Here is a 26314-nt window from a genome sequence, read left to right on the forward strand (position 1 = left end):
TGGTGAGAGCGCAGGGATTCGAACCCTGGACCTACTGATTAAAAGTCAGGCTTTTATGTAATGTTTTTAAACCGCTTAATTTCAAACTACATCTTATAACGTACATCGAGTTTCAATGACTTACAGTAAGTCTGCAAACTGAAAAAGCGACTGAATTTTTCAGTCGCCTTACAGTAGTTTTACATTCAGGGTTGCGTCAAGCTACTTCTTTTGGCCCTGATAATCCTCCAGCTTGGCAATGGCTTGTTCAGCGAGTTCAGCTCGTCCGCCCAGATAGTGAGCGTCAAGGATAGCGTCGACGTCGCGCAGGCTGTGGCCGGTGATGGATGCTATTTGGCTGTTGTTGCAGCCCGCCATGGCCAGACGCGTGACCGCGGTTCCGCGTAGATCGTGGAACGTTAGGTCATCGATGCCAGCCTTTGCTTTCGTTTTCTGGAACGACGTGTCGAAGCCATCCGACGTCCAAGGGATCTTCTTTTTCGTGTTGGTGAGAATCACCGTCGACCGTCGCGGCATCGCGTCCAAAATCTGTTTCAGTTCGTTGCCGCAAGGGATTTTAACGCGCGCGCCGGTCTTGCTCTGCTTCACCTTGATGGTTTTTCCGTCGTAGTCGCTCCATGGGGCAACCAGCAGGTCGCCTTTGCGCTGGCCAGTCCACAGGGCGAAGACAACTGCAGCCTTTATCTCCGTCGTCGCAACGGCGAACAGCTTCTGCAAGTGCTCTTCTGTCCAGATGTTTTCGGTGCGGTCGGCGGAATAAAGGCGGCCGCCTTTCTCCGCAATGTTCACCGACAGCCTGCCGCGGTCCTTGCCGAAGGAAAGGATGCGGGCAAGGGTGGTCCACGCATAATCCGCTGTCCGAGGCTTGTCCGCCATGCTGTCGCGCCACTTCTTGAACTCGCCTCGGTAGCGAGGGTCTTGGAGCATGAAGAATGGTACCTTGCCGAACTTCTCTCGAATTAGATCGAGGTACCGGTCATACTCGCGCCGCGTCTTGTCGGCTTTCGATAGGAACTCGGTAGACGCCCTATATTCGGTGATGAGGGCTCCCAACGTTTCGCTTGGGTCAACGTGGCGATCCTTCGTCGCGTCCGAAAACGCCTTGATCAACATGGGATCGCCCGGCTGCATTGGCTCGCCGCTCTTTGTTTTGAGAAGCGGACCGCCGCGCCAGGCGTAGCAGTAATAGATGGTCTTGCCGCTCGCGAGGGTCTTTTTGACCTTCATCAGCCCTTTGAGCTTAACTCGCATTTTCCCTCATCCATTTCTCATACGGGTCTTCGTTGTCATTGGCTGACAAGCCGCTCAGTTCGTCAAGGCGCGCATCGATCGCCTTCTTGTCCCATCTTCTGGTGCCGGCGATCGGCTGCGGCATCTTGAGAGTGGCCACCCACATCGAGAACGTGGACTCGGCTATGCCAAGATATTCTGCAGCCTCCCTGCGACCAATGAGGCGAGGGGAGTTGTCATTGGCTGGTGACATTGCCGCCGTCCTGCTTTACGGGTGCTGCGTCGGAAAGGTCGATGATTTCCATTTCCTCCAGAGCTTCCTCAAGCTTCCAGATGCTGCCAGACATGATGGTTGATCGCATCGCGTTTTCAGCTATTTCTAGCTTTCGCACCGCCACGTCCTGCACCTGTGCGAAGAGGGCTGAGCGGGTGTATGCGCTACCGATATTGTCCCGGCGTTCAGACAGGTCGCCACCATCATGACCGCAGTCTCGCGGTTTTTGCGGGTGCGCATCTGCCTCGGCCTTCTCTGCCTGAACGATGTAGCCCATCAAAACCTCGGGGAGAGTTCCGAAGTTCTTCCATCCGTAATCGTTCAAGCCTTGGCGAATTGCTCTGGAAAGCAGTGAGGCGCGGCCTTCTGGAATGTGTTTTGAAGCGACTTCGAACGGCGTCTTCACCGGCTCCGCAGCAGATACGGGCTTCTTGACGTCCTCAGACATTACGCAGCCCTCCGGCTGCGCTTATTGTCATTCGCCCCACGATGACGCGCATCGCTCGCGGCGCCGGGGATTTGCAGTGGCAGGCCAGTCTCGAGAGCCACGATACGCGCTGCGTCTTCAAGCTGGCTGCGCAGCGCCCGGTCTTTCTGAGTGGACGCGATGGAAAGGATGGCGCCAGGGCTGGTGCCTTGCGCGATGAACTGCTCTGCGGACAGAACGTGAAATCTTCTCATGTCGGTCTCCTCGGGTGTGGTGGTGGGTTGGTGGTCAGTAGGCCCAGATGAGCAGAGCAGCGATGAAGAGCGACAGCGCCAGAAAACCGGCGATGTCCTTCATCAGGTCTGCATGCTGGGTAAGGATGATCTGCTGGACGGTAGTCGGCTTCTCGATGACAGCCGCACTCATTCGCCGGCATCCGGCGTCGTGCTGACCTGACCGCAAACGGAGAGGACATCGTAAGTGCCGCCGTGCTCAGAGTGCAGGCGTGCGGCTTCGACCAACGCAGAATCGTAGGAGGGATGCTCGAAGGGCCACATGCAGGGACGGATGCGTCCAGTGCTATCGCCACGGCGGAATACGAAATGGCCGCCGCCGACTTCCTCGCCGTTACGCGGCTTCTTGGGGAAGCGGCGCATGTACTCATATTTCGTCTTGGGCTTACCGTGCTTCTTGGATTTGTGGTCCGGGCGCTTCATGGGCTCATCGGACTGGGCGGCAACGGCGACGTCGTCAAACTCTTCGGGACGTGGTCTGTACATTGGTAGTCTCCTCTTGTGGTGGCCAGCTTGGTTTGCTGGTTGCAAGAGGAGATATAGATCGATATTGGAATGGCGTCAACCGTTAAACCGGTAAACCGTTATTTTTGGGCGTAATCGATCTTGTGGATGGATACCACGTCATCGCGTGGATACTTTATTTCCATCGGCGGATTGAATTGACAAACCACCAGATAGCTCGGCTCCCACCTTACAAACTCCTTGATGAAGCCTCGAGGAATGCCATCCTCTTCATTTGGGGCTAACTGAACGATGATATCGTCGCCACGCGCTATTGGCTTGGGTGGATTTGTCCAGACGGTTTCGCCCGGCTTATACCTAGGGTACATGCTTTCGCCGTCGACGTACGTTGCGTAAGCCTCGACGACTCCCGCCAGGTGTGGCGGCCTCCACTCCCAGCCCATGACCTGCCCATTAAACTCAAACTCACCGTCTGACCCTCCTTTTGACCTACCCAGCACGGGTACGTCACGCTCCCCGGACGGCGGTTTAGGAGCGGCAATAATGCTGCCAGTACTGATTTGAGGCGCAGTTGCCTGACGCAGAGCAGGGATCATCCGCTCTGTCTTTTCCGATTCTGTCGTTGCCTCGGCCATGAGGTCGAGAAATTCCGATTCGCGCAGGCCAAGAGACACGGCGAGCTTCTGCCAGTTGCGCATCATCGATATCTTCCCCTTCTCCCAATCGGAGACGGTGGTCTGCTGCGCACCAAAAAGGTTGCCGAACGCCTTCTGCGTTAAGCCCATTTCCTTGCGCTTAGACCTTATGATGTCGCTCAGCTTTGCCATGCGTACCGGTATAACGGAAAAATATCGGAAAATAAAACCGGTTTAGAGTTGACACTAAACCGGTAAAGCGGTAGAACCAAAATCAACAGCGGCCACACAAGAAGCCGACAGGGCAAAAGACCCCAAGACGAACCTGCAGCATGAAAGGGAATGCGCATGTTTAAGGATTGCGAAAGAAGACGATCGACGACCCAAGCGCTGATCGGCATGAGCGCCATGATGGCGAGAAGAAGATGGGAGCATGAAGCTCCCGACCGCAGAAGAAGATGGCGGCCAGTGACCGGGCCGCCGTAAACGCCAGAAACCGACTGGCGATAACAAAACCAATAATGCCAGAAGGGGAGACGACTATGAGAAAGACCGCAAAAAATGACTTCGAAAACTTAGCGCCGGTGGAGCATGAAGCTCTGCCGGCGTTGTCGTGCATGCAGCATAAAACGAAAAGGGGCGTAATGAGCCGGCACCACCCGTAACTCCGCCCCTTCTCCGTACTAACACGCCGAGGAGACCTTCGCCGTAAGGCGGGATCAAAGCGCGTGTTCCATATCCGACACCACATCGGACAGCCAATTCCTACACAAATTTGTAGGAATTGTCAAGTGGCAATGCAGGTTGCCAACCTGCTATGCCGCCACCACCCGCTCCGAAAGGACGATGACATGAACAGCTTCCACGTTCTTCACTTCAACCTGCGAGCCATCGTAGCGGCTAAGCTGAACAGCGCCGTTGCTCATTCCTTCAAATCGCCCGATCCAAGCGAATCCGCCCGAATGAGCGAGCACGTCGTCACCAACGGCTGGCCAGCGGGAAGGGTCAAGCCACGCTTTCACGCCGACGTGGAAGACGGGCTCCATCACTTTCGTGTCGATGACGATCGCGTACCGGCCTTCGGGGATACGTTTGCGGCCGTCGTTGATGGGCTCGAATTTGAATTTTCCGGCTTTGCGGTCGGAGATCTTGCCGTAGGTGCGGGCAACCGTAATAGGCGTGATGGAAGGAGCGGTTTCTGCCGCCTCGCGAGCCATCTCTGCCACGTGATCTTCGGAGACACCCAGGAAGGCGGCAATCGCCGGGAATTGCCTAGGTCTTGGAATGACGCCAGCCTTCCAGGTGCTGTAGGTCTGCTGAGGCACGCCTAGCTCTTCGTACACAGCGCGATCCTTTACGGCTCTCCGCTTCTGTTCTTTCAGTATCGACTGCAGGAGGCGCGACTTAACTTCAGGCATGCATTCACCTTGGTGAAATCTTGACAAATTTGTAAAAATAGTTTAGTTTCATAGCCCTGCTGCTTTGTCAACCACAAGGCGGCCACCACGCAGAGGAGACGACATGACGCTTATCACCAGCACTATGCTGGCGGATATGCACGCGCGCCGTGAAAACGGTGAGAGCGTCGCAGATATCGCCGCCAGACACAACGTCAAGCCAATGGCTGCATACCAGCGGCTGCGGCGCACATACGGCCTGCACAAGCAGCGCGCCTTCATCCCGGCCAACGATAACGCCCCAGACCGCACGACGCACTTGGCGCCGCACAACGGCGGCTGCTCCACGCTTTCCGGCCTTTTGCCGGTTTCGCTGCCGCGCGTTCTTGCAGCCGCAAACGACAATGCTGACGATCTGGCAGCCGGGCAGGCGGTCAACGACTACGCGCTGCGTGGGGTGGCGGCATGACTTGCGACTGCGATTTCTTCAATTTCGGCGATCCAGTCCGCAATCGACAAAACCCTCATCTCACTGGCGTCGTCATCGGCGATCGCAACTGGGGCAGCGAGTACCAGGTGCGCCTTGCTGACGGCGCGACGACGATCTGGTGGCACGGCTTCGAGATCGAGCACGATCCGGATGGCGAACCGCCAGCGAAAGAGGACGACGACACCAACGTCGTCAAGGTGGACTTCACACAACGGCGCGCGATGACCGCCGAAACAACAACGGAAGGAGCGGCGTGATGGGTGAGTTTAAGAAGGGTGATTTTGTGCGCGTTAAAGACAATCGCGGTGCGCCGATGGACTATAAGAATGGCGACGTTTGCCAAATCAGCGCCGTGCGCGACGATCTAGTCTTCTCGAATAAAAAGCCCGGAATGTTTGCCAAGCGCTTCGAACCATGGCAGCCGCGCGTCGGCGAGCGGGTGCGTTACGGCGGAAGGAGCACAGTCTACAGCGAGAAGGAGCTGATTGGCATTGAAGGGCAGGTCACCGGATTGGATGGCAATCTCGTCACTGTCAAATGGGACAAAGCGATTGTCGATGGCATCATGACCGGGGGTGCGAAATATATCGAGAACATCGAGCCCATCATCACAGCCGCCACGCCCGAACAGCCCGCCACTATCAAGATCGAGGCTGGCAAGTTCTACAAGACGCGCGACGGACGGAAAGCCGGGCCCGCCTTCATCTCTGGAAACATCGCTACGTTCGGCAACGCAAGCAACTATGCTAGCGCTGTTTGGTCGGATGACGGTCGATCGTCGAGCCGTGAGGACAAATTGAGCCTCAAAGACAACGATATTGTCGCCGAATGGATCGACGAGCCCGTCGCCAAGCCCAGCAACGACAACGCGAAGCCGAAGTTCAAGGTCGGCGACATCGTGAAGCGTTCGAATGGTTTCATGCCTCACCAGCGACTTCGCATCACCAAAGTCGAGGGCGAGCGTTATAGCGTCGAATGGCTGGTCGGCGGACCAGGTAGTATCGATACCTGGCGCGGGTATGAATTCGAGCTGGTTACTCCGGCACCCACACCCACCTCCATCGTCGCCCTCATCGAGAGCGGCCAGCCCAAGCCATCGTCGACACCGCACGTCCACACTTCCGCCGGCGCGGCCGAGAAGGAAGCCAAGCGCCTTGCGGCCAAATACAAGGGCCAGCAGTTCGGCGTGTTCACGCTGACCACCACGCATGAAGAAGCCGCACCGGTCTATGACCACAAGTGGCAGAACATGGCGGCTCTGGGCCTCAAGATCGACGCGATCAAGGAACTGCGAGCTGTTGCCGGCCTTACTTTGAAGGGTGCCAAAGACGCCGTCGAGGCGTGGATCGAATACGAGAACGCCGCCTAACCGGCGCCAGCGGCTGGCTACCAACCAGCCGCACTTCACCACATCATTGAGGAGACAATTATGAAGGATGCATTCGCAATCCTCGTCGCGACGCTCATCACGCTTGTGCCGCTCAGCGCTGCCGTCGCTGCTTGGGTGACGCACGTCTATGTGTGTATTCAGGCCAGTGCATGGATCCTGCTAGCCTTCGGGTGCGTCGTCGCGCCTGTCGGCATCATCCACGGCATCGGCGTTTGGTTGGGAGCGTTCTAATGACGTCCCCTTGGTACACCGAATCCACCACGCCACCCATCGACTACGTGCCGGTCACACCAACGCCGCGCAAGTATGTCCTTCGCGGATTGAAGCGCGGTGCATTCGCCGCCCTGACAGCGGTAGTGGCCATTGGCCTCGTTATGCTGTTCCCGTTGGCGATCGTGGCTATCGCCGTGCTCGGCGCATTCTGGTGGCTGTTTTGCCTCCTCTACGCTCGCTGATCCCAAACTGGCAGTGGCTGATCGTCTTTGCAGCCGCTGCCTACATCGCAGCCATTGTTTTCACCACACCACCACACTGAGGAGGCCTTATGGCTATTTCACTTAGCAGCTTGAAGTCGACGAAGAGAGCTGACCCGCCAGTCATCCTACTCTACGGCGTCGACGGTATCGGCAAAACCAGCCTTGCCGCCGAATTTCCTGACGCGCTCTATCTGCCCACGGAAGGCGAGCGCACACCGTCCGATATCGAGCTTGTCACGCCCGGCACCATTGAAAGCTTCGACGAGCTGCTCGACGTGTTCGGCGAACTGCTAACTGATGAGCACGACCGCAAGACAGTTATAATTGACAGCCTCGACGGTCTGGAGCCGTTGGTATGGGCCGCGACATGCCGTCGTATCGGTGTGGCTTCGATCGAGGAGGCTGGCTTCGGCAAGGGTTACGTTGAAGCCGACAGCGAATGGAATGAGCTCATGGCGGCTGTATCTGCCCTCGCTCAACGCGGCATCTGCGTGGTCATGCTTGCTCACCCTGAAATCGTCCGCTTCGACAGCCCTGTCACCGACCCGTACAGCCGCTATCAACCGAAGCTGCACAAGCGCGCCAATGCCTTGGTGCGCGAGAAGTCCGACATCGTCGCGTTTATGAACTATCGCATCTCTATCAAGGAGAAGGAAGTCGCGCGGCAAACCAAAGTCTCACACGCTGAGGGCGGCAAAGAGCGTCAGGTGCATCTGTCGGAAGGCGCCGGCTTCAACGCGAAGAACCGCTACAGCATGCCTGATGCCGTGCCTTACCGAAAAGGGCAGGGCTATGCCGAACTGGCGAAGCACTTCCCGGCGCCGACGGGAGTGGCCGCATGACCATGTTCCGCGGCGAGTCGTGGTTCGCGTGGCACCCCGTAAAGGCGCGCACTCGCTCCGGCCAGTTGATCTGGGTCTGGCTCACTTATGTCTGGCGCGACCAGGCATCGACGCAATTCGGTAGCGGGCCTTTCCGCTACTACCTCCGCTAAGCACCCCACCACACCACAAGGAGACTACGCATGGCCAAGATTGGCGTCAGAGTTGAAGCGACCGAAGAGAACACCCAGCAGCGCGATTTCACCAACCTGCCGAATGGCGACTACCAGCTTGAGATCAGCGCGTCCGAGATCAAGGAAAAGAACAAGGATACCCGCGACCACGCCATCAATCTGAGCGTGACAATCGACGTCCTTGCTCCCGAGGAACTCAAAGGCCGCAAGGTCTTCAACAACTACAATCTGCAGCATCCAAATTCTCAGACGCAGGAGATCGGCCAGCGCCAGTTTGCCTGCCTCCTGCGCTCACTCGGCCTCAATGAGGCACCTGAAGATTCTGATGAATTGCATTTCATCTCGTTCTTTGCCCGCATCGGAATGGGCAAGGACAGCAAGGAGAAAAACGCCGACGGTACCCCGAAGTACGCGGCCCGCAACGAGTTGAAGAAGTACTACTACCCAGATGAGGGCAACCTGCCTGAGCCGAAGGTTGATGCTGCGCCAGCCGCAGCCAACGACAACCGCCGCACTGCCGCCAGCAACGACAACAAGCCCGCCGCTGCGGCCGCTGGTACGACGCGCCGGCCGTGGGGCAGCAAGTAACCGTCAACGCGGGCTGTCTCACCAGCGGCCCGCTATTTCACCACAAGAGGAGATTTGCGCATGGGATGCGATATTCATTTCTATGTTGAAAAGAAAATCGGCGACCAGTGGGTCACTGCTGACGAATGGGAAGACGACAAATACGACGAGGGTCGAAAGACCGTAGACTACAAGAAGCAGTTCTACAGCGGCAGATCGTACAATCTGTTTGCCATCCTAGCCGACGTCCGCAACGGTCGCGGATTTGCAGGGGTGAAGACAGGAGAAGGGTTTAACCCGATCGCCGCTCCGCGCGGAGTGCCCGACGATTGCTGCTCTGAATATCGGCAGATGATGGAGGACTATGGTTGCGATGGGCACTCGCACTCGTATTTCACCCTCGCAGAGTTGCTGGCTTACGATTGGACGCAAGTCACGCAACAACAGGGCTGGGTCAACCCGATTGAGTGGGCTCGGTGGCGCGACTACGGGAAGCCTAACGGCTGGAGCGGCGATGTAGGCGGCGGCAACGTTCGCCATCTCAGCAACCAGGAATTCGAGGCAGCTTGGCAGAAGGTGCGCCAAGAACAAGGCTATCCCGAGCAGCGCTACGCGTCTGCGCACTTGAACCGTCATCAAGAAGATGCGGGTGACCTGAAGCGCTTCAGGGAGATTCTCGGCGGCTCGCCATACACATTAGTGTCTTGGACTGAACCGTATTTCGAGGCCATCAACGGCGAGTTCTTCAGCCGCACCATCCCGCGCTTGCTCAAGGTCTCTCACGATGCCGGCGGCGCGGACAACGTGCGAGCGACATTCTTCTTCGACAACTAACCACCACCCGCCTGCCGCTCACCACGGCAGGCGCCACCACAATCACCGAGGAGACACCCATGCACCTTGTCATCCACAAGGAAGACCTGACGCGTGCGCTTGCCGCCACGACGAAAGTCGTCGAGGCAAGATCCACCATTCACATCCTGTCGAGCGTTCAAGTTGCTGCCGCAGGTGAAGGCCTTGCTATCACGGCAACCGACCTCGATATTATTGCCACCGCAGGCGTACCTGCTGAGGTCAGCAAGCCAGGCAACATCTGCGTCAGCGCGAAGCTGCTCAACGACATCGCGCGCAAGGCAACCGGCGACATCACCATGACGCTGGATGGTGACAAACTTCTGGTGAAGTCCGGACGGTCGCGCTTTTCTCTTGCCACGCTGTCAGCAGATGACTTCCCAACGCTCGGCGACGACAAGTTCGACGCTGAATTCGAGATTGATCTGGCAGGACTGTTCGCGCCAGTCTCGTTCGCCATTTCGACCGAGGAAACTCGCTATTATCTAAACGGCGTGTTCTTCAAGGGCGGCAAGTCCGAAGCAGTTGCGACAGACGGCCACCGTCTCGGCCGCCACTACGGTCCAGAGCTGCCAGCCTTCGACGGCATTATCGTGCCGCGCAAGACCGTTGGCCTGTTGCCAAAAGGCAAGGTGCAGGTGGCTGTGAGCCAGCAGAAAATCCGCATTGTTTCGGACGATGTGCGCATTACCTCAAAGCTGATCGATGGCACGTTCCCAGATTACGAACGCGTCATTCCGAAAAGCAACGAACGCGTCGTGACTGTCGATCGCGATGCACTGATGAAGGCGTCCGATCGTGTGTCGACGGTGTCGTCTGAGCGTGGCCGCGCCGTGAAGTTCAGCATCGCGCCCGGCAGCATCGCGCTCGCTGTTGCAGCTGGCGAGGCGTCGGCAAATGACGAAGTTGAGGCGGAATACAGCGGCGAGCCGATGGATATCGGTTTCAATGCGGCATACGTCCGCGACGTGCTGAATGTGCTTCCGTCTGGACCGGTCAAGCTGGCCTTGCAAGATGGTGGCACGCCGGGACTGATTACGTCCGATGGCTTTGAGGGGCTGACTCTCGTTTGCATGCCTATGAGGGTCAGCTGATGGTGGCTCTTGTAATCTTCGCTTCTGGGGTGGGGTCATAATGGCCCCACTACCCAAACCAGAATCCAGTACAGTCCGCGCCATCTATGCAGCCTACGAAGCCGCAGCCTCGTCATGGGACAGCCTCGGCATATCCGTCGGCGAGGCCAACAATCCGTGCGACCGCGCACTCTGGTACGCCTTCCGCTGGGCCTCGCCGCTCGAAAAGCACCACGGTCGCCAGCTGCGCCTGTTTGAAACCGGCAACATCGAGGAAGACCGGCTAGTTGCCGACCTCGAACGCATCGGCGTCGATGTCTATGGCCAGCAGGACAAAATCAGGCTGGTACAGGGCCACGTGCGCGGCAAGTGCGATGGCAAGGCCATGGGTGTCGTCGAGGCGCCAAAGACCGAGCACCTGCTCGAATTCAAGTCGAGCAACGCTAAGGGCATGAAGGAGATCATTAAGAAGGGCTGTAAGGAGGCAAAACCACTTCACTACGGCCAGTGCCAGCTCGGAATGCATGCCTTCGGGCTATCGCGCTGCCTCTATCTCGTCAGCTGCAAAGATGACGACACGCTCTACGCTGAGCGCATCGAATACGATCCGGAGTTCTGCCTGCGTCTGCTGGCGCGGCTAGAACGTATCATCAACTCGCCGGAGCCGCCTTCACGCATCAACGAGGCACAGGACTGGTTCGAATGCATGTTCTGCAAGCACAAGCCTGTCTGCAAGGAGGGCGCTTGGCCCCGCGTGACGTGCCGGTCCTGCATCCACTCTTCACCGGAGATGGGCGGCGATGGTCATTGGTCGTGCGCGCGATGGGCAAAGCCGATCTCGTTCGACGAGCAAAAGGAAGGCTGTCCCACGCATCTCACCATCCCGGCTCTCGTGCCAGGCGAACAGACGGATTGCGACGAGGAAGCTGAGACGATCACTTACGTGCTGCGGGACGGAAATCATTGGGTGGATGGTGGAGGAGATCCAATCCAACACGTAAAAGTTTGATTGTCTGCGAACGCAGACTGCGCAATGCGAGGGCCTTTCCTGACGACGTCAAAACCACCAACTATTCTGCTACGTCTTGCAACGGACACGGTGACGCCGGAAATGTGGTTGGAGTAAATTGCGTCCTCTGAGCGTTCGAATTGCATTAAGTCGGTACCTGTGCATCTGGGCATCTGCTTTTTTCTGCCAGGTGACGCGAAATTCAATCTTGATGTCTCCTTCGCACGCAAAATTCTGGATGGGTACTCCAGCGAGTTTGGTGTCAGAGGTTGGGGATTTTCTTGTTTAAGAAAAGGGAAGGAAGGGGTGAAACGACTGCCCGTCTGGTTTTCCGAAGCGCTGATGTCAACACGGGTGCTTGCTGGTTTGCCAGTGGAAGACCTGACTTCGTCGCCGGGGAGTACAGTTAGTATGCTAAGTGAGAGAACAACTAATATCGGATAACAAAATGTAGCGACAGTCGCGAGGTTTGCAATGTCTGCAAGCGTTGGTCTTTTGTTACCAACGTTCACTGTGGGGGAAGGGTAAAAATGGTTCGTTATACTGATGTTCGAACTTCGATACCTCTTTCTCAAAATCTATAGCTCCCCATGTATGCGGATACGTAATGGATAGGATCGCTGATAGTTAATGAAATGACAACATAAATTTGAAGGCGCCACCAACGCCTGAGCCACCACATGAGGAGACCACCATGCCGCTTGTAGCACGCACGGCGCTTGTCGCTGCCAACGATAATAATCCGCGCCGCCCCGAGTTCGACCGCAAGCTTTTGGCCTACGAGCCTGCTTTGCGACGACTGGCGCGCAAAATCACCAGGAACGAAGACGCCGCCGACGAACTGTTTCAGTCGGCGATGGTCGTCATGTTGCGCCGGCATCGCGAATGCCGCCTTGAGACCTTCTGGACGTGGGCCACCCTTTGCGTTCGCGGAACGGCGCAGGAATTCGTTCGCACCAATTCCACCAAATCGCGGTCCGCTGAGGTCTGCAGTCTCTCGGCGTTCGACGAGATGCCGGGCGCTACCGATCCGCATCAGGAGGATGGCACCGACCTATCGCGTGTTGTTTCCCTGCTCGAAGGCCGCAATGGCGCGATGCTAATGCGCCGAGCGATGGGCGAGACGCTGGAAGCCATTGGCAACGACCACGGCCTCACGAAAGAACGTGTTCGCCAGGTTGTCATCAAGGAGCGGGCGAGGGTGCTCGGGCTGCTGCGGGAGGCGGCTTGATGGCACTACGGTATTACCAGCGTGAGGCTGTCGACGCGACGTTCGATTACTGGCGCGAAGAGGCCGGACATCCGCTCATCGATATGGCTACGGGCACAGGCAAAAGCATGACATTGGCCACGCTTTTCCATGAGATGATCACTGGCTGGCCTGACATGCGCCTCTTGAATGCCGTTCACGTTCAAGAACTCGTAGAGTCAAACTTCAAGGAAATGATCGGCATTGCGCCGTTCGCCCCGGTCGGCCTTTACGCTGCTGCGTTGGGTCGCCGCGACGCGCGCGCGCAGATCCTCTTTGCCCAACTGCAAACGGTCTGGAACAAGGCGAAAGAAATTGGGCACGTTGACGTGTTGGCGATCGACGAAGTGCACCTTGTGCCCGACGACGAGAACACAATGTACCGCGTCTTTATCCAGGCGCTTTTGGCCATCAACCCGGAAATGAAAATTGTTGGTCTTTCGGCCACCCTTTACCGACTCGATAGTGGTCGGTTGGATGAGGGTGAGGATCGGCTATTTGATCGAACGGTTTACAGCTACGGCATTCGCGAGGGCATCGATGATGGCTATTTGACGCCGATCACTTCGAAACCAACGTCTACGAAGCAGGACACGTCTACCGTTCCCTTGCGAGGAAATGATCTGGCGAAAGGCGCCCTTCAAAAAGCAGTCGACCACGACTGGCTCAACAAGCGTATCGTCGAGGAGGTTTTTGATACAGAGCCTCACCGCAAAACGGCGCTATTCTTCTGCGCGGGAGAAAAGCACGCGACGAACATGCGCGACGTCATACGGTCGGCGGGAAGATCCTGCGAAATCATCATGGGTACAACACCAAAAGGTGAGCGTCGAAAGATTATCGAGGCATACAAGCGCGGCGAGATTTGGGGCATTTGCAATGACAATGTGATGTCAACGGGCACTAACGTTCCTCGTATCGATCTCATCGTCGACGCGGCCAAGACAAAGTCGGCAAGCCGATATGTGCAGCGCGTGGGTCGAGGTACTCGTGTGATTTATCCGCGTGGATTTGACCCTGAAGCAGCGAGTGCAGAAGAGCGCCGTGCCGCAATATTTGGGGGCGATAAACCAAACTGCCGATACATGGACTTTGCGGGAAACGTCGGCGAACACGGGCCTGTGGACATGATTGTTCCAACTAAGCCGTCAAAGGGCGACGGCACGGCGCCAATTAAGGTCTGCCCTCAGTGCGAGGAGCAACTTCACGCGTCAATCCGCGTCTGCTGGTGCTGTGGTCATGAGTTTGTATTCGACGAGACACCAAAGCTGCAATCGAAGCCCACCGATGCGCCCATTATATCGACCCAGGCACCAGAACCCCGCACCGTCACGTCGCGCAGCTTCTATTACCATGAGGGCAAGGGGGATAAACCGCCGTCGGTGAAGGTCAGCTACATGTCCGGCATGACGGCGATCAATGAGTGGATTTGCCCGCAACATAGCGGATTCCCGAAGTCAAAGGCCGACCGCTACTGGCGCGCGCATGGCGGCAAAATGCCGTTTCCAAAGACCGTTCTGGAATGGATCGAGCGTCAGTCAGAACTGGCCGAAACGGTCGAGATCACAGTGAAGCCGCGCCAGAAGTATTGGGATGTTGTGGGCCACATGGTTGGTGCTGCGAACGACAATCACGTGTCACCGGCCAATGACAATGCGCCGGAAGCAGAGGATTGGCGGGTGTTAGTTGAAGATGATATTCCATTCTAGGTTTAGTTACGCTGGGGGAATAGAATGGATTCGGGTTGGCTAAAGATATTTGATCTTTCTGGACCTACTGTGTTGGCATGTTTTGCCACCTGCGCAGGCGTCAGTTACGGGTATGAAAATGAAATATTTCTTTTGTCTTTCATGCCCTTGGCTTTCGTTGTGGTAGCCAACATAGGCATCTTTTTCTTTGGCGCCCTCACTGTGGTTTGGATCGTGAGGTGGCTTCGTGATGTTATCCTCTGGTTACGACACGAAATCACTTTTTCACGAAATGTCGTCGATCAACTGGATTCCCTTTCGGTGGACGAGAGGCGGTTCATTCGCAGTCTTTTGGAGAATAACCAATCTCACTACACGACCAGCCTAACCAGCCCAGTCACAGCAACATTGATACATAGAGGATTAGTGCGACGGGGGTCTGGCCAACACAGCATGATCGATTTCCCCCATTATGTGCCCCTAAAGGTCTGGAAAGTGATCAAAAAAAATGGTGACAGACTATAGAATGTTGACAAATTTGTAAAAACGGTTTAGTTTTGAATACTGCGCCACACCAATGGCGTCACCACGTTGAGGAGATAGATATGAGCAGAACGACGTACAGGCGCGCCTGCGCTCTGGCAGAACACTACTTGGCAATTGACCGGCGCGAGATATGGCTCGACGAGAACGACCCACACCTTCCATGGGATAAGGTGACGAGCGTAAAGGCTGGCGGTGGGTATCGTCTCAATGGCCCAACTGGCGTTCGCATCGAGGCCAACGACCCAGCCGGCCTGTCATTCTTGTGGCTCGTGGACTTTGAGTCCCGCGACGCAAATGGGTCCAGCATCAACCAATTTGATCGTGTCGCAATGCTGAACATGGCCAGAAGACTACCGCCGCATGTCCGCGAGAAGTTTGCACAATTTCTGACCGACGAAGTTCTGCCGGCTGTTCAGCAGCGGACTGCTGAGTTTGAGGAACAGATGAAGAAGCAGCGAGATAGTCTCGAAATCCTGCAGTCGATCATCCTCAACGTCGGAGCCGCAGCATGACCAAACCAGCCAACGACAACTATTTGGCTGCCGACGTCGCCAACCTTGAAGCGCTTTTCGCCGACATGCTGGCCGCTTATCCCGAGCTCGAAGCCGACGAAGAGCTTCGCGCTGATATGCTGGAAGGCGAGACCAACTTCCACGCCGTCCTGACGCGTCTCGTCAACGGCGAGCGCGACGCCGACAGTCTGGCAAAGGCCGTAGCAGGGCGCATCTCAGATCTGCAAGCACGCAAGTCGCGCGCTGAGCGCCGCAAGGAAGCAATGCGCAGTCTGATGTTCAAATTGCTGAAAGCTGCCGGCGTGCCGCGCGTACCTCTGGCTGAGGCTACGATCTCGATCGGCAGGAAGGCTGCATCTGTTGAGATCGTCGACGAGGCTCTGTTGCCGAAGGCCTACGTTCGTGTTTCGACGTCGCCGGACAAGACCGCCATCAAGGAAGCTCTGCAGGCTGGCAAGAAGGTCCGTGGTGCAAAGATGGGCGAGGCGGGTGAGCTGTTGTCGGTGAGGGTGGCTTAAACGGGAGGCCTAAACAAGAATGTCGCTAGTTGCGTCCACGTTCTCGAAATACCCGTCCGGCCGCCGTCGCCTCGGGATAAGGAAGCGGTTCCATTCGACCTCTCTCTCGAATTGTGGCGGATTATCCACATCGTACCAATTTTTCTGTTTGCGCAAATTTAGAACTTCATCGATATCAGCAGGATCGTCGTGAAATTTGCACCCTGAAAAATTGCAACGCTCGAAACGATGGTTGTCAAAATGATAGTCCATTTCGCTGATTCTTGACACTTCGGACATTTGGAAGGTGCACGCGTCATAAGTGCCATTTTTTACTGGGTAGTTACCGCGATGAATCACGGCGTTTCGTACCGAAAATGAATCAAGTGAAATTACCTCCAAGGCATTTTTCGTAAGCGTGCCGCCTGAGTAAGACTGATGCTCGAAGCCAGCTATACCAGGCCATCGCATATCGGGGGTCTGGGCAGAAAATTTGGCACGGATCGTGCTCTTCATGCCGCTCGAGTTTGCGTTGAATATGACTGAATGCGCGAGACGAGCTGATGAATTTGTTTGGTAGGCGCGCGCCGCGTCCTTGCTGACGTCGTTGTGCATTGATGCGTAAAAGTTTGCTACAACGTTCAGTGCTTGACGAGAGAAGCGACGTTTCGGTTCGTTAATCACGACCTCCAGCGTCGCCAGCCCCGCAAGTTGGTCCTGATGCTTGTTGGGATCCCCCAGCAATTTTGCGCCCTCTTGCAGTAACTTCGCGTAATTCGCATCATCGTTCGCGTCGTTTTGGGCTTTCTGTTGGTCCGCTTGTCTCGCTCCAACAAGTCCGCGCCACGCGACTGTGCTAAATGTAACGAGTGCTAGGAAGATTGTTGCAAAGGGGGAAGAAATATCGACGCGTTCCTTCATGGCTTTGAGATCGGGAGCAGATAACACCCACGAACTTGCGAATAAAAAGCAAGTCAAGCCTATTAGAACAAGTGAAATGGAGATGACGTACCAGTCTTTTTCGGTGATTTTGGGCCAGTCTCTAACGGGTTTATTTTCCATATGCAGCCCCCTTCTTGGGGCACACACTAGCATTTCCCATTTCTTTCTCACTAATAAGTTGAAAGGTATCCACAACTAACCAACACCCGCCGCGCCACCAACGCGGCTTCCGCTTCGGCGGGAACACCACAGTCTGAGGAGACATACCAAAGTGAGCATCACCTCGATGCACGACGGAAGAGTCGTGCTGCATCAAAACGATTGCCGCGACGTGTTGCGCGGTCTTGCCGACAGCTCGATCGACAGCGTCGTTACGGACCCTCCTTATGCGCTGGTCTCTATCCAGAAGCGTTTCGGAAAGCCGGGCTCCGTCCCGGCCAAGGACGTTTATGGTCGCGGAGCAGCCGGCTTTATGGGCAAGCAGTGGGACACCGGAGAAGTAGCATTCTCCGAAGAGTTCTGGGCCGAAGTGCTGCGCGTCTTGAAGCCGGGTGGCCATGTCGTCGCGTTCTCTGGCACGCGCACCTATCACCGCATGGCCGTTGCTATCGAAGATGCTGGATTAGAGATCCGTGATCAACTGGGCTGGGTGTTTGGTTCTGGCTTCCCGAAGTCGCACAACCAGCATGGCGATTGGGAGGGTTGGGGTACCGCGCTCAAGCCAGCATGGGAGCCTATTGCTCTGGTGCGCAAACCTTTGACTGGCACCGTCGCTGCTAACCTTGCTGAGTGGGGCGTGGGTGCGATCAATGTGGATGGCTGCAGGGTGGAGACGGATGAAGAACTTCGCGATGGAGCTGGAAAACTTTGGTCGCATTATCGAGAGGGTGAGCCGAGCGCATCACGCATTTATACCGACGTTGGCGGTACCAGCTTTTCGCTGGTGCCGGGCATCCGTGGCGGCGATCCACGAGGCCGCTGGCCCGCCAACCTTATCCACGACGGCAGCGAAGAAGTGCTGTCGGCGTTCCCAGACGCAAAGGGCCAGCAGGGCTATGTTGGGCCGAAACACGGCGAGCGGCCAAGCAAGGGTATCTATGGTGACTTTGGCGCGAGGCCTGATAGCCATCCTCGCGTCGAGGCGGAGACGTCAGCCGCCCGCTTCTTCTACTGCGCCAAGGCGAGTCGCGCGGACCGTGATGCTGGTCTGGATCACCTGCCGAAGAAAGCAGGCGGCATGGTGTCAAACACCAGCGGTCAGCACATGACCCGTCGCGATGAAGGCTACAAGCCTGAACCGCGCGCCAACACTCACCCAACCGTTAAGCCAACAACCCTCATGCAGTGGCTTTGCCGCCTTATCACGCCTCCCGGCGGCGTAATTCTTGATCCTTTCATGGGCTCAGGAAGCACAGGCAAGGCGGCTGTTCTCGAGGGCTTTCAGTTCATCGGCTGCGAGCGTGAGGACGAATACATGCCGATCGCTACGGCCCGGATTGCGTGGGCTATCGGTGTGGTGAGCAAGGATGACGAACTCGCTGCGGTACCGGTGAATGACAACCGTCCTGCTGACTTGTTTTCGAAGGCAGCGTAATGGCTAAGCTCACCAAAGCTCAAGCAAAGGCCCATGCGCAGGCCTGCGACATCCTCACCAAAGCCGTGCTGACCGAAGACGACAAGGACTTCGTCCTCAAGAACTGGAACGAGGGCGCGAACCACGTTAACGGCGCTGCTGGCGCGTTTTTCACACCGTACGATATGGCGTTCGATTTCACCATCGATGCCATCGGGCAAGGCGGATACGGCGGGCGGATCATCGATCTGTGCGCTGGCATCGGCATGCTGTCCTACGCGTGCTGGCACCGAAGCCATCATAAGGCTCGCATCACCTGCGTGGAGCGGAATCCCGACTATCTCGCGGTTGGTCAGAAGATACTACCGGAGGCGGAGTGGATTCTCGCTGACGTGCTGGACGTGCTGGACATGGGGCTGGGCAGGTTTGACGTTGCCATCAGCAATCCGCCCTTTGGTAAGATCAAACGCGACGGCGGCGCTCCTCGCTACACAGGAGCGGAGTTCGAATTCCATGTGATCGATATAGCCGCTCATCTGGCTGACTCTGGCGCGTTCATCGTGCCGCAGATGTCCGCTGGCTTCAACTACAGCGGTCGGCCTTCCTACGAGCAACAGAAGGACGGCAAGGCGGTCAAATTTCAAGAGCTCACCGGCCTTCACTTCGAGGCTGGCTGCGGGATCGACACGGCTTTCTACATCAACGATTGGAAAGGTGTTTCGCCCATGTGCGAGATCGTGTGCGTCGAATTTGAGCGACCGGACGAAGCGTGTCTCATTGAGGCGGCAAATGACAATGTGTCGCCGGTTCAGGCGGATTTGTTTGGGGTGGCAGCATGACCACCCCAAAAAATTCGTCACTCCGGGAAAGTGTAACGAAACGCCGTTGCTGTGAGGGCTTCTTCAAATACTTGCCAAGGGTTATGCGCCTCAACTTCGCCGCCGTTCGCGACATCGCCGTTCAGCTGAATTCCATGCACTATCAGAAGGAGGTTGTTAGGAAACGCCTGGCGGTGAAGGTCGACTTCGCCTTTAGTCAGCAGGATGGTGAAGGGACCGCCAGTCGTGCCTTTAACTTCGACTACTTTTTCCACACCATAAAACTGCGCTCTGTAGTCGCAAGGTTCTCTCAAGCTGACGTCACGAATTCGCGTAAAAGCATTTGCCGCAAGCCATTCCCTGGCGACGAGCATTGCCCGGGCATCAACCGCTCTTCGTTGAACAGCATTCAATCCAAAGCCCTGTCCGCGCCGTCGTCGGTTCGGGTTGATAAGCTCATTGATTTCGGCATTCAACTCTACGACATCGCGCTGAAAAGCTCGCGGTTGCCGCCCAGCAGCTGCGGCATCATACAACGCCCGAAGGAGTTCGATAGCGTCGCCCAGATCAGCGAGCAGAACCTGTTCGTCTGGAATCGCCGCGACGGGATATGTTTTGGAGAATGCCGTTGTCCGCTCGTATGCCCTTGGAAGCTGGGCGGTGCTTCCAAGCCGAACTCCTGGGGTAAAATTCAGGCGCCTAGCTGCATCTCCGATCTCCCCTCGGGACCAATCCATGAGTTCTTGTGCCTCTTCAGCAGGGCGAGGTTGAAAAGTGAGGCCGTCCCAGGTTGTAGAGCCATGGCTGATACAGAGCGAGACTGCACCTCCGTCAGGGTGGAAAAGGTAAACCACATACCACCCGTTTTGCGGGTTTGGAGACATTCCATCCGCAAAGATTCTGACCCACGGCACCAGCGTTTTCCTGCCTGTACCATCTTTTCCCGCAACATCGAATTGGTCTGCGAACTCGCCGAGACGAGGGGCGAGCTGTGGTTGATGGAGCCTGATCCATCTGGGAATGCGCTGCCTGATAACAACGCCTCGGGTCGACATTGGATCAGTGTTTTCGTGTGAGTACTCGAGCTGAAGCTGTAGCACCTGAATAAGCAAGTCTCGCATGTTATTCCTCCATCATAGGTTGAAGGATACGTGGCGAAAAACTTTTAAAATTTCGTTCTAGGAGAGGCAGGCATGACCAAACTCCCAACAACCCCACGCCAGCACACGCCGACGGTCGACGCCGACCATAACCCCACCACTTGCTTTGTCTGCGGCATGCACGCCTTCGGTATCGGCGTGAACGCCAACGGGCGCGACAAAGACCCTCACTACATCTGCCGGAGGTGCGCCGTGGGCATCGACAATTACAAGAGGATCGATCGCCTCGACGACTACGAGCTGCGCGCTTTGGACGCCGGCGTTGATGCCGTCGGCGAGTACATCGCCGAGCATGGTGTGACGGACCTCTCGCACTTCGACGAGCTTATGCAGCGCATGATGGTGAAGGCCGCATGGGAGGGCTGCGCGCGGGGTCTGAGGGCAGCGCTGAGTGAGGCGCCGTTTTGAGCCGGCTAATTGGGCACGCCCAGCTCGATAGTCTTCATCTTTCGGAGGAGGGTGCCGTTGTAATCGGCACCATCACCTCCGGAATGAACGCGTCGATGACAGTTGGGGCAGAGCGCGATCACAAATCTCGGGTCGTCTGGCCCACCGTCAGTAAGGCGGCGGATGTGATGGGGCTCGAGGTAGGGCACACCATTCGGCCGCGTAAAGGGAGCGTCTTTCCCACAGCCCTCGCATTTGCCGAGAGAGCGAGCAACCACGTAATCTCGCACGTCACGACTTCTGTCAAAGACGCTCGTAGTCACCTGATTTTTAGCCGGTTTCTGGACAGATGCGGCAAAGGCACGCTTCTTGAGTTCATCAAGGGACTTGGCTGTCTGTGGAGAAGCGACAGGCATATTTTCGACGTGCTCGAACACCGTGTCGATCGGGCGAAGGGTGAACACTATGGCGTCACGAATATTCCCCAGGCGATCGGGAGCTCTGACGATCTTGTGGCCCTCATAAACCATCTCGCCTTCGAACCTTAGGCCTGCCTTCAGTTTAGTGAAGAGCAAGAGGCTTTTGCCGCGGGCCGAATGGCTGGCAATACCGAGATTGCCCTTTTCCATCTTCATGTCGCCGACTTGGCCCTCGCCAAAGTAATCGAACCTTCCATCTGGGGACCACGTGTCATTGTAGCCATGTTCGTGACCTTCTTCGCCCGTCACGATAATCACCAGATTATGTTTCTTAGGGGTGATGATACCACCCTGCTGCTGACCGCCGAACGGCGCGTGAATGCTCGCGCGTCTGTTGTAAATGCGACCTTTATCGAATCCCCAGGACATAGCCACCCCTAGCCAAAATGCGTGCCTGCGTTGTGTAGCAGCCGCTGGCTCGCCTTATCAAGCCAAGGAGACCCCCTTTGCAAACGCCGCTTGAACTAGCGCAACATTACGTCGGCCAAGGCTGGCCGGTATTTCCCTGCCGTTCGCACGCCGAGGAGCACGTCGACCAGGCAACCGGCGAGATCATCACTCTCGGAGAAAAGACGCCTTTGACGCCCAATGGCTTCAAAGGCGCAACGCGCTTTCCGCGCATTATTGAAAGATGGTGGTCGGACTGGCCAAATGCCGCCGTTGGCCTGCCCACGGGCGAGAAGACAGGCTTCTTCGCGCTCGACATCGACAACAAGCCGGGCGGCGCCAATGGCTTCGACTGGCTGTCGGAGATGGAAGCCGAGCATGGTCCGCTGCCAGACACAGCACGCGTGACGAGCCCGAACGGCGGGCTGCATATCTACTTCAAGTACGTCGTGGGCACGCGCAACCGCGGCGCTCTGGGCGCTGGCGTCGATATCCGCTCTGAAGGTGGATACGTGCTCGCCGCCGGCAGCACGATGGCCAATGGCCGCTCCTACAAGTGGGACACTGACACCCGCGAGATAGCCGACGCGCCGGCATGGTTGTTGGACCTGCTGCTGCCAAAGTCGGCGCCGGCCCATACGCAGTACAGCCTGTCGGCTGCGACGAACAACGCTTACGTCGATGCCGCCGTCGACCGTGAACTGGCGGACCTTGCTGGTGCGCCGATGGGCAGCCGTAACAACGCACTGAACGATGCTGCTTTTTCCATCGGCACTATCGTCGGAGCGGGTGCGCTCGGTGAAGCGGAGGCGCGCGCCTTGCTTCAGGATGTGGCTCGTGGCTGGGGCAGGGACTGGTCACGTTGCTGCAAGACGATCGAGAACGGCCTCAAGGCTGGCATCCAAAACCCTCGCCATATTCCAGAGCCTGACTTCCCGGCGCACGACAACACGCGTCTGGTGGACATCACGCGGATGATCCAGCGCGGTCTCGAGAAAGGCAGGCTGCGCGAGCAAGCGGCAAGGGTCGATGCAGACGTTACTGTACAGGAAGAAGTGCTGCACAACGGCACGGATATTCCCGAGCGGGAATCTGCATCACCAGACGGTGATATGGAGCCAGCAAACGATAACACACCGCAATCGCCAATCACGGCCACTGCGTTCAAGTGGATAGACCCAAAGACATTGCCGCGCCGTGAGTTCGCTTACGGATCGCACTTCATTCGCAAATACGTATCGGTCACGGTATCTCCTGGCGGCCTTGGTAAGACGTCGGCCAGCATCGCTGAGGGTCTTGCCATGGTGTCGGGTAGGGCACTGCTCGGCATCAAGCCACCCAAGCGGCTGCGCACATGGATATTCAATGCCGAAGACCCGCGCGACGAGATGGAGCGGCGCATCATGGCTGCTTGCATCCACTACAAGCTGAAGCCCGCCGATCTCGAGGGACATCTGTTCCTGGACAGTGGTCGCGAACAGGAGCTGGTCGTCGCCATCGACGACAAGAAGGCAGGCGTGCGCATCCAGCAGCCGATTGTCGAAGCGGTGGTTGAGCAGATCGAGCGCAACGGTATTGACGTGATGATTGTCGACCCGTTCGTTTCCACGCATGGCGTCAACGAGAACGACAACGGCGCGATCGACAAGGTCGCTAAGCTTTGGGCGCAGATCGCCGACTACACCAACTGCTCGATCGATATCGTGCACCATCTGCGCAAGGTGGCGGACCGAGAGGCCACCGTCGAAGACGCTCGAGGTGCAGTATCGCTGATCGGCGCGGCGCGCTCGGTGCGAGTCCTCAACCGCATGTCGGAAGAGCAGGCAGGCGAGGCGGGTATCAACAAGGAGGACCGCTTCGGGTACTTCTACACCACCTACGGAAAGTCGAACCTAACGCCGTTGTCGCACAAGGCGGAGTGGCGCCATCTGGTGTCGACGCCGCTTGGAAACGGGACAGGTCTTGCCCAGCCGCAAGACTTCGCGCCGGTAGTTACAGAGTGGCATTGGCCGAGCGCCGAGGATGTGGCGGGAGACCTCACAGACGACCAGCGTGCGTCCATTCTGGCGGCTGTGAGCGCGTCCGACTACAAGAAGTCACCGAAGGCCAAGAACTGGGTTGGAGCCGCTGTGGCGTACGCTGTGGGGCTGGATTTGGACGACAACGTGCAGCGCAAGCGCGCGTCCAGCCTTGTGAGTGCGCTGATGCGTGAAGGAGCGCTTGTCGAGCGAGAGGAGCGAGATCCGGTCAGGCGCGAGTTGGCGGTGTTTGTTAGGGCGGCTTGAAAAAAAAGAGGAGCTTCGCCCCTTTTTCTTTGTAACGCTATTGCGTTACTAACGTAAAAGCGTTATATGCAGGTCACCAAACCAAACCAAACCACACCACATTGAGGAGACCTACATGCTTCAAGAATTCGCAAAATTTCTTATCGCCGGAATGGATATGCCCTCCGGTGAGCGCGAGGAAATATGGCCTAAGTGGGCCGCAGAGGAGCGCAGGGTTTACGAGCGCTGGATAAAAGAAACCAATCGGGGTCAAACGTGGTGCAAGAAAGACCCTATGGTTCAGAGCTGGGACAGCGCTCGATTTCACTGGTTCGAACTCCCCAAGTTTCGGGAGTTCGTCCGATGAGCAAGACCAATCCAGATCACAAGGCGAGGTTTTCTTTTGGCGTTATGTGCTCGTGCTCATGTGGGTGGACTTCCGCCACATGGTTCGGGAAAGGCGCGAAGTACAGCGCCGCCGGAGAATGGCGCTATCACCGGGAGAAGTGTGAAGCGGTGAAGGAGGAAGACAAGTGACACAGTTCATGGTCCGCATCCTGCGGGACACAGACGAAGACTACGCCGACGTGGTTGTGGATGCCGACGACGAGGCAGAGGCAAGGGAACTGGCGCTTGCTATCGTCAGGAAGAAACCGAGCCAGTGGTTTGATACGCCTCAGCCGCCGACATATTCAGTTGATGAGTCGAGTGATGTGGAAGAGTTTGATGGCTCTGAATATGAGAGTGCAACTCTATGATGGGCAACAAGTGGGTTCAGGCTTCCATCATCTTCGGTTTGGCTGTCGGTATCTGGATTGGCGGGTGGATCGCGCTCTTATGGCCGACACAGCCATTCCATCTTATCGTTCCTGTGCCAATCGGGCTGTGGGCAATGTGGGTTGGTGCTAATGCCCGAGGAACGGACGGATGGGGAGGTCCTTGGAATGGCCCCTGAGCTTCAATACTTCATCGCGTTTTGGGTATTTGCTGCTATCCTGTTCGCTGGAATGCTCATCCATGGAGCAAAAAACGATGATGGCCCGCACGGATGGTTTTTTTGACGGTCCTTGACGTCATGAAAGAATCGTCGCTCATGGACCACATGCCAAAGGCCCAAATGACCAACGCAGAGTTCCGCAGCATCAGAGAGAAGCTTGGCTTCACTCAAGCGGAACTCGCCGCATTTTTTGATTATGGTTCGCACGTTCGTATCTCAGAGTTTGAGCGCGCGACCAATCCTAAGCCAATCCCAGACGTGTTGGCACGCCTTATGCGAGCGTACGACGAGGGATACCGTCCGAAAGACTGGCCGAAATAATTAGTTTCACTCAATATTTCCTGCGGCACGTTGAACTGTCAGAACGATCTCATCTGGCGCATGGATCAGTCCTGGGTGGTTTTGTGCCAGTATCTCGACTATCGCCCATTTCGCCGCATTCATGTGGACTTGCCGAACATCTACTCGTCCGCTCTCTAAATTTTCGTATGTCCGTAGAGGAAGTCCCATCGCTATCGAAAAATCTTTCTGGGACATACAGGTAGATTGACGCAACGCCTTCAGTTCTTCAGCCGACATTGAATTCCACACTCCCTTTTGCTATTTTGGGAACCGGAGAGGTTGCAGCCTCTCCGGCCCCAGTTTAACGGCCGATGGAGATCGTTACTCTCCACTTGCCGAACCGGACTTGGACGGTGAGCTTGATGCTCATGGTATCCTCCAGTCGGGTTGCCGAAGCGGGTTTGCTTCGGTGATTTCTTTATGCCACCATTTTGGTGGTCGCGCAAGCGAAAACCACCATTTTGGTGGTAAAAAATAAAGCCGTCTGCCTTACAGGGCTGGCGGCTTTTTTTGTCTCTTATACGACGGGAGATTATCGCCGTTCTCACTTATCGGGGAACCATTTGCGCCACCTTGCGTTTTCTCCTCAAACAACAAAGAGGAGACATATCAATGGATTGGAACCGCGTAGAAGGTAACTGGAAACAGATGAAGGGAAAGGTTAAGGAGCAGTGGGGAAAACTCACCGACGACGACCTTGATGTCATCAATGGCAAGCGTGAGCAGCTGGAAGGCAAAATCCAGGAGCGCTATGGCTATGCGAAGGACCAGACCAAGAAAGACATCGACGACTGGTATGGTCGTCAGGGTTGGTAATGCTGGAACCTTAAGCGCGCCGGGCAGTTAGATAGGTCATGGCAGCGCGTTAGCGCAGCGGCTT

36 protein-coding genes are annotated in these 26314 nt (G+C 56.6%); 24 read left to right on the forward strand and 12 right to left on the reverse strand.

All coding sequences use genetic code 11. The annotated features are described in order from the left end of the window. Positions 1–201: 201 nt before the first annotated feature. The 8 genes from F617_RS0125440 to F617_RS0125480 all read right to left on the reverse strand — a co-directional run bounded on the left by F617_RS0125440 (position 202) and on the right by F617_RS0125480 (position 4742). A complete protein-coding gene (locus F617_RS0125440) occupies positions 202–1251 on the reverse strand; it encodes a tyrosine-type recombinase/integrase (RefSeq protein ID WP_026331072.1) in 1050 nt (349 codons plus the stop codon). Then, positions 1241–1483, reverse strand: a complete 243-nt coding sequence (locus F617_RS0125445; RefSeq protein WP_019567217.1) for an AlpA family transcriptional regulator — start codon at positions 1481–1483, stop codon at positions 1241–1243. The genes F617_RS0125440 and F617_RS0125445 overlap by 11 nt, the downstream gene beginning before the upstream one ends. Continuing rightward, the gene (locus F617_RS0125450) at positions 1467–1952 is read right to left on the reverse strand and encodes a hypothetical protein (protein WP_019567218.1); all 486 of its coding nucleotides are present in this window, start codon (positions 1950–1952) and stop codon (positions 1467–1469) included. Before F617_RS0125450 ends, F617_RS0125445 begins: the two co-directional genes overlap by 17 nt. Next, positions 1952–2185: a hypothetical protein gene (locus tag F617_RS0125455; RefSeq protein ID WP_019567219.1), complete on the reverse strand. Its 234-nt coding sequence runs from the start codon at positions 2183–2185 to the stop codon at positions 1952–1954. The genes F617_RS0125450 and F617_RS0125455 overlap by 1 nt, the downstream gene beginning before the upstream one ends. Before the next feature lie 34 nt (positions 2186–2219). After that, on the reverse strand, positions 2220–2357 hold the full coding sequence (locus F617_RS28760; protein WP_019567220.1) for a hypothetical protein: 138 nt from the start codon (positions 2355–2357) through the stop codon (positions 2220–2222). Next, complete coding sequence (locus F617_RS27570; RefSeq protein ID WP_019567221.1) at positions 2354–2710, reverse strand: hypothetical protein; 357 nt, start codon at positions 2708–2710, stop codon at positions 2354–2356. Before F617_RS27570 ends, F617_RS28760 begins: the two co-directional genes overlap by 4 nt. A 98-nt stretch (positions 2711–2808) precedes the next feature. Beyond that, positions 2809–3516, reverse strand: coding sequence for an XRE family transcriptional regulator (locus F617_RS27575; protein WP_019567222.1), 708 nt, complete (start codon positions 3514–3516; stop codon positions 2809–2811). Positions 3517–4139: 623 nt separating this feature from the next. Continuing rightward, complete coding sequence (locus tag F617_RS0125480) at positions 4140–4742, reverse strand: hypothetical protein (RefSeq protein WP_019567224.1); 603 nt, start codon at positions 4740–4742, stop codon at positions 4140–4142. Between the two features lie 103 nt (positions 4743–4845). On the opposite strand from F617_RS0125480, the gene F617_RS0125485 reads away from it, so the two are divergent. The 16 genes from F617_RS0125485 to F617_RS0125560 all read left to right on the forward strand — a co-directional run bounded on the left by F617_RS0125485 (position 4846) and on the right by F617_RS0125560 (position 16106). Then, positions 4846–5190, forward strand: a complete 345-nt coding sequence (locus tag F617_RS0125485; RefSeq protein ID WP_019567225.1) for a hypothetical protein — start codon at positions 4846–4848, stop codon at positions 5188–5190. Further along, positions 5187–5468: a hypothetical protein gene (locus F617_RS0125490; RefSeq protein WP_019567226.1), complete on the forward strand. Its 282-nt coding sequence runs from the start codon at positions 5187–5189 to the stop codon at positions 5466–5468. The genes F617_RS0125485 and F617_RS0125490 overlap by 4 nt, the downstream gene beginning before the upstream one ends. Then, positions 5468–6580, forward strand: a complete 1113-nt coding sequence (locus F617_RS0125495) for a hypothetical protein (protein ID WP_019567227.1) — start codon at positions 5468–5470, stop codon at positions 6578–6580. Before F617_RS0125490 ends, F617_RS0125495 begins: the two co-directional genes overlap by 1 nt. A 60-nt stretch (positions 6581–6640) precedes the next feature. Next, positions 6641–6832: a hypothetical protein gene (locus F617_RS0125500; RefSeq protein ID WP_019567228.1), complete on the forward strand. Its 192-nt coding sequence runs from the start codon at positions 6641–6643 to the stop codon at positions 6830–6832. Beyond that, positions 6832–7056 carry a hypothetical protein gene (locus F617_RS0125505; protein WP_019567229.1) on the forward strand — a complete coding sequence of 75 codons (225 nt, stop codon included), beginning with the start codon at positions 6832–6834 and terminating at the stop codon, positions 7054–7056. Before F617_RS0125500 ends, F617_RS0125505 begins: the two co-directional genes overlap by 1 nt. Before the next feature lie 89 nt (positions 7057–7145). Then, the gene (locus F617_RS0125510) at positions 7146–7919 is read left to right on the forward strand and encodes an ATP-binding protein (protein ID WP_019567230.1); all 774 of its coding nucleotides are present in this window, start codon (positions 7146–7148) and stop codon (positions 7917–7919) included. Further along, positions 7916–8071, forward strand: a complete 156-nt coding sequence (locus tag F617_RS28785; RefSeq protein ID WP_019567231.1) for a hypothetical protein — start codon at positions 7916–7918, stop codon at positions 8069–8071. Before F617_RS0125510 ends, F617_RS28785 begins: the two co-directional genes overlap by 4 nt. A 30-nt stretch (positions 8072–8101) precedes the next feature. Beyond that, complete coding sequence (locus F617_RS0125520) at positions 8102–8680, forward strand: DUF669 domain-containing protein (RefSeq protein WP_019567232.1); 579 nt, start codon at positions 8102–8104, stop codon at positions 8678–8680. Between the two features lie 60 nt (positions 8681–8740). Next, complete coding sequence (locus F617_RS0125525) at positions 8741–9493, forward strand: hypothetical protein (RefSeq protein WP_019567233.1); 753 nt, start codon at positions 8741–8743, stop codon at positions 9491–9493. 59 nt (positions 9494–9552) lie between these two features. Beyond that, positions 9553–10605 (forward strand): DNA polymerase III subunit beta, encoded by a 1053-nt coding sequence (gene dnaN, locus F617_RS0125530; protein ID WP_019567234.1) that lies wholly within the window; start codon positions 9553–9555, stop codon positions 10603–10605. Between the two features lie 40 nt (positions 10606–10645). After that, complete coding sequence (locus F617_RS0125535) at positions 10646–11593, forward strand: hypothetical protein (RefSeq protein ID WP_019567235.1); 948 nt, start codon at positions 10646–10648, stop codon at positions 11591–11593. Positions 11594–12287: 694 nt separating this feature from the next. Then, positions 12288–12824 carry a sigma-70 family RNA polymerase sigma factor gene (locus F617_RS0125540; RefSeq protein WP_019567236.1) on the forward strand — a complete coding sequence of 179 codons (537 nt, stop codon included), beginning with the start codon at positions 12288–12290 and terminating at the stop codon, positions 12822–12824. After that, positions 12824–14551 (forward strand): DEAD/DEAH box helicase family protein, encoded by a 1728-nt coding sequence (locus tag F617_RS0125545; protein WP_019567237.1) that lies wholly within the window; start codon positions 12824–12826, stop codon positions 14549–14551. The genes F617_RS0125540 and F617_RS0125545 overlap by 1 nt, the downstream gene beginning before the upstream one ends. Before the next feature lie 141 nt (positions 14552–14692). Next, a complete protein-coding gene (locus F617_RS29190; RefSeq protein WP_019567238.1) occupies positions 14693–15055 on the forward strand; it encodes a super-infection exclusion protein B in 363 nt (120 codons plus the stop codon). A gap of 80 nt (positions 15056–15135) precedes the next feature. Next, positions 15136–15588 (forward strand): hypothetical protein, encoded by a 453-nt coding sequence (locus F617_RS0125555; protein WP_019567239.1) that lies wholly within the window; start codon positions 15136–15138, stop codon positions 15586–15588. Beyond that, the gene (locus F617_RS0125560; RefSeq protein ID WP_019567240.1) at positions 15585–16106 is read left to right on the forward strand and encodes a siphovirus Gp157 family protein; all 522 of its coding nucleotides are present in this window, start codon (positions 15585–15587) and stop codon (positions 16104–16106) included. Before F617_RS0125555 ends, F617_RS0125560 begins: the two co-directional genes overlap by 4 nt. A 9-nt stretch (positions 16107–16115) precedes the next feature. Here F617_RS0125560 and F617_RS0125565 read toward each other — a convergent pair whose 3' ends face one another. Beyond that, on the reverse strand, positions 16116–17147 hold the full coding sequence (locus F617_RS0125565) for a hypothetical protein (protein WP_019567241.1): 1032 nt from the start codon (positions 17145–17147) through the stop codon (positions 16116–16118). A gap of 151 nt (positions 17148–17298) precedes the next feature. Here F617_RS0125565 and F617_RS27355 point away from each other — a divergent pair, with 151 nt between their 5' ends. Then, complete coding sequence (locus F617_RS27355; protein ID WP_196811694.1) at positions 17299–18621, forward strand: site-specific DNA-methyltransferase; 1323 nt, start codon at positions 17299–17301, stop codon at positions 18619–18621. Then, positions 18621–19439, forward strand: a complete 819-nt coding sequence (locus F617_RS0125580) for a methyltransferase (RefSeq protein WP_019567243.1) — start codon at positions 18621–18623, stop codon at positions 19437–19439. Before F617_RS27355 ends, F617_RS0125580 begins: the two co-directional genes overlap by 1 nt. 17 nt (positions 19440–19456) lie before the next feature. Here F617_RS0125580 and F617_RS0125585 read toward each other — a convergent pair whose 3' ends face one another. Beyond that, the gene (locus F617_RS0125585; protein WP_019567244.1) at positions 19457–20539 is read right to left on the reverse strand and encodes an MrcB family domain-containing protein; all 1083 of its coding nucleotides are present in this window, start codon (positions 20537–20539) and stop codon (positions 19457–19459) included. A 72-nt stretch (positions 20540–20611) separates the two neighbouring features. Here F617_RS0125585 and F617_RS0125590 point away from each other — a divergent pair, with 72 nt between their 5' ends. Further along, positions 20612–20986, forward strand: a complete 375-nt coding sequence (locus tag F617_RS0125590; RefSeq protein WP_019567245.1) for a DUF6511 domain-containing protein — start codon at positions 20612–20614, stop codon at positions 20984–20986. 5 nt (positions 20987–20991) lie between these two features. On the opposite strand, the gene F617_RS0125595 is transcribed toward F617_RS0125590, so the two are convergent. Then, positions 20992–21813, reverse strand: coding sequence for an HNH endonuclease (locus tag F617_RS0125595; RefSeq protein ID WP_019567246.1), 822 nt, complete (start codon positions 21811–21813; stop codon positions 20992–20994). Between the two features lie 77 nt (positions 21814–21890). Between F617_RS0125595 and F617_RS0125600 the strand changes: the two genes are divergently transcribed. The 4 genes from F617_RS0125600 (at position 21891) to F617_RS0125620 (ending at position 25413) form a co-directional block, all read left to right on the forward strand. Further along, a complete protein-coding gene (locus tag F617_RS0125600) occupies positions 21891–24116 on the forward strand; it encodes a bifunctional DNA primase/polymerase (protein WP_019567247.1) in 2226 nt (741 codons plus the stop codon). 115 nt (positions 24117–24231) lie between these two features. Further along, complete coding sequence (locus tag F617_RS0125605; protein ID WP_019567248.1) at positions 24232–24462, forward strand: hypothetical protein; 231 nt, start codon at positions 24232–24234, stop codon at positions 24460–24462. A 166-nt stretch (positions 24463–24628) separates the two neighbouring features. Then, positions 24629–24853: a hypothetical protein gene (locus F617_RS0125610; protein WP_034502592.1), complete on the forward strand. Its 225-nt coding sequence runs from the start codon at positions 24629–24631 to the stop codon at positions 24851–24853. 290 nt (positions 24854–25143) lie between these two features. Further along, the gene (locus F617_RS0125620) at positions 25144–25413 is read left to right on the forward strand and encodes a helix-turn-helix transcriptional regulator (protein WP_019567251.1); all 270 of its coding nucleotides are present in this window, start codon (positions 25144–25146) and stop codon (positions 25411–25413) included. Between the two features lie 6 nt (positions 25414–25419). Here F617_RS0125620 and F617_RS0125625 read toward each other — a convergent pair whose 3' ends face one another. After that, positions 25420–25671, reverse strand: coding sequence for a DNA-binding transcriptional regulator (locus tag F617_RS0125625; RefSeq protein ID WP_019567252.1), 252 nt, complete (start codon positions 25669–25671; stop codon positions 25420–25422). 375 nt (positions 25672–26046) lie between these two features. Here F617_RS0125625 and F617_RS0125630 point away from each other — a divergent pair, with 375 nt between their 5' ends. Beyond that, positions 26047–26250: a CsbD family protein gene (locus F617_RS0125630; protein ID WP_019567253.1), complete on the forward strand. Its 204-nt coding sequence runs from the start codon at positions 26047–26049 to the stop codon at positions 26248–26250. Positions 26251–26314 lie beyond the last annotated feature (64 nt).

Origin of the sequence: Agrobacterium sp. 10MFCol1.1, from assembly GCF_000381165.1 — a bacterium.
Lineage (GTDB): Bacteria > Pseudomonadota > Alphaproteobacteria > Rhizobiales > Rhizobiaceae > Agrobacterium > Agrobacterium tumefaciens.

Coding starts and splice junctions, on each gene's coding strand:
- F617_RS0125590 (WP_019567245.1), top strand. CDS start 20,612: ATGACCAAACTCCCAACAACCCCACGCCAGCACACGCCGACGGTCGAC.
- F617_RS0125605 (WP_019567248.1), top strand. CDS start 24,232: ATGCTTCAAGAATTCGCAAAATTTCTTATCGCCGGAATGGATATGCCC.
- F617_RS0125585 (WP_019567244.1), bottom strand. CDS start 20,539: ATGCGAGACTTGCTTATTCAGGTGCTACAGCTTCAGCTCGAGTACTCA.
- F617_RS0125545 (WP_019567237.1), top strand. CDS start 12,824: ATGGCACTACGGTATTACCAGCGTGAGGCTGTCGACGCGACGTTCGAT.
- F617_RS0125580 (WP_019567243.1), top strand. CDS start 18,621: ATGGCTAAGCTCACCAAAGCTCAAGCAAAGGCCCATGCGCAGGCCTGC.
- F617_RS0125595 (WP_019567246.1), bottom strand. CDS start 21,813: ATGTCCTGGGGATTCGATAAAGGTCGCATTTACAACAGACGCGCGAGC.
- F617_RS0125450 (WP_019567218.1), bottom strand. CDS start 1,952: ATGTCTGAGGACGTCAAGAAGCCCGTATCTGCTGCGGAGCCGGTGAAG.
- F617_RS0125495 (WP_019567227.1), top strand. CDS start 5,468: ATGGGTGAGTTTAAGAAGGGTGATTTTGTGCGCGTTAAAGACAATCGC.
- F617_RS0125490 (WP_019567226.1), top strand. CDS start 5,187: ATGACTTGCGACTGCGATTTCTTCAATTTCGGCGATCCAGTCCGCAAT.
- F617_RS28760 (WP_019567220.1), bottom strand. CDS start 2,357: ATGAGTGCGGCTGTCATCGAGAAGCCGACTACCGTCCAGCAGATCATC.
- F617_RS27575 (WP_019567222.1), bottom strand. CDS start 3,516: ATGGCAAAGCTGAGCGACATCATAAGGTCTAAGCGCAAGGAAATGGGC.
- F617_RS0125505 (WP_019567229.1), top strand. CDS start 6,832: ATGACGTCCCCTTGGTACACCGAATCCACCACGCCACCCATCGACTAC.
- F617_RS0125525 (WP_019567233.1), top strand. CDS start 8,741: ATGGGATGCGATATTCATTTCTATGTTGAAAAGAAAATCGGCGACCAG.
- F617_RS0125480 (WP_019567224.1), bottom strand. CDS start 4,742: ATGCCTGAAGTTAAGTCGCGCCTCCTGCAGTCGATACTGAAAGAACAG.
- F617_RS0125520 (WP_019567232.1), top strand. CDS start 8,102: ATGGCCAAGATTGGCGTCAGAGTTGAAGCGACCGAAGAGAACACCCAG.
- F617_RS0125560 (WP_019567240.1), top strand. CDS start 15,585: ATGACCAAACCAGCCAACGACAACTATTTGGCTGCCGACGTCGCCAAC.
- F617_RS0125625 (WP_019567252.1), bottom strand. CDS start 25,671: ATGTCGGCTGAAGAACTGAAGGCGTTGCGTCAATCTACCTGTATGTCC.
- F617_RS0125565 (WP_019567241.1), bottom strand. CDS start 17,147: ATGGAAAATAAACCCGTTAGAGACTGGCCCAAAATCACCGAAAAAGAC.
- F617_RS0125485 (WP_019567225.1), top strand. CDS start 4,846: ATGACGCTTATCACCAGCACTATGCTGGCGGATATGCACGCGCGCCGT.
- F617_RS0125440 (WP_026331072.1), bottom strand. CDS start 1,251: ATGCGAGTTAAGCTCAAAGGGCTGATGAAGGTCAAAAAGACCCTCGCG.
- F617_RS0125445 (WP_019567217.1), bottom strand. CDS start 1,483: ATGTCACCAGCCAATGACAACTCCCCTCGCCTCATTGGTCGCAGGGAG.
- F617_RS29190 (WP_019567238.1), top strand. CDS start 14,693: ATGCCCTTGGCTTTCGTTGTGGTAGCCAACATAGGCATCTTTTTCTTT.
- F617_RS0125540 (WP_019567236.1), top strand. CDS start 12,288: ATGCCGCTTGTAGCACGCACGGCGCTTGTCGCTGCCAACGATAATAAT.
- F617_RS0125535 (WP_019567235.1), top strand. CDS start 10,646: ATGGCCCCACTACCCAAACCAGAATCCAGTACAGTCCGCGCCATCTAT.
- F617_RS0125455 (WP_019567219.1), bottom strand. CDS start 2,185: ATGAGAAGATTTCACGTTCTGTCCGCAGAGCAGTTCATCGCGCAAGGC.
- F617_RS0125510 (WP_019567230.1), top strand. CDS start 7,146: ATGGCTATTTCACTTAGCAGCTTGAAGTCGACGAAGAGAGCTGACCCG.
- dnaN (WP_019567234.1), top strand. CDS start 9,553: ATGCACCTTGTCATCCACAAGGAAGACCTGACGCGTGCGCTTGCCGCC.
- F617_RS0125555 (WP_019567239.1), top strand. CDS start 15,136: ATGAGCAGAACGACGTACAGGCGCGCCTGCGCTCTGGCAGAACACTAC.
- F617_RS28785 (WP_019567231.1), top strand. CDS start 7,916: ATGACCATGTTCCGCGGCGAGTCGTGGTTCGCGTGGCACCCCGTAAAG.
- F617_RS0125500 (WP_019567228.1), top strand. CDS start 6,641: ATGAAGGATGCATTCGCAATCCTCGTCGCGACGCTCATCACGCTTGTG.
- F617_RS0125620 (WP_019567251.1), top strand. CDS start 25,144: ATGGTTTTTTTGACGGTCCTTGACGTCATGAAAGAATCGTCGCTCATG.
- F617_RS27570 (WP_019567221.1), bottom strand. CDS start 2,710: ATGTACAGACCACGTCCCGAAGAGTTTGACGACGTCGCCGTTGCCGCC.
- F617_RS0125630 (WP_019567253.1), top strand. CDS start 26,047: ATGGATTGGAACCGCGTAGAAGGTAACTGGAAACAGATGAAGGGAAAG.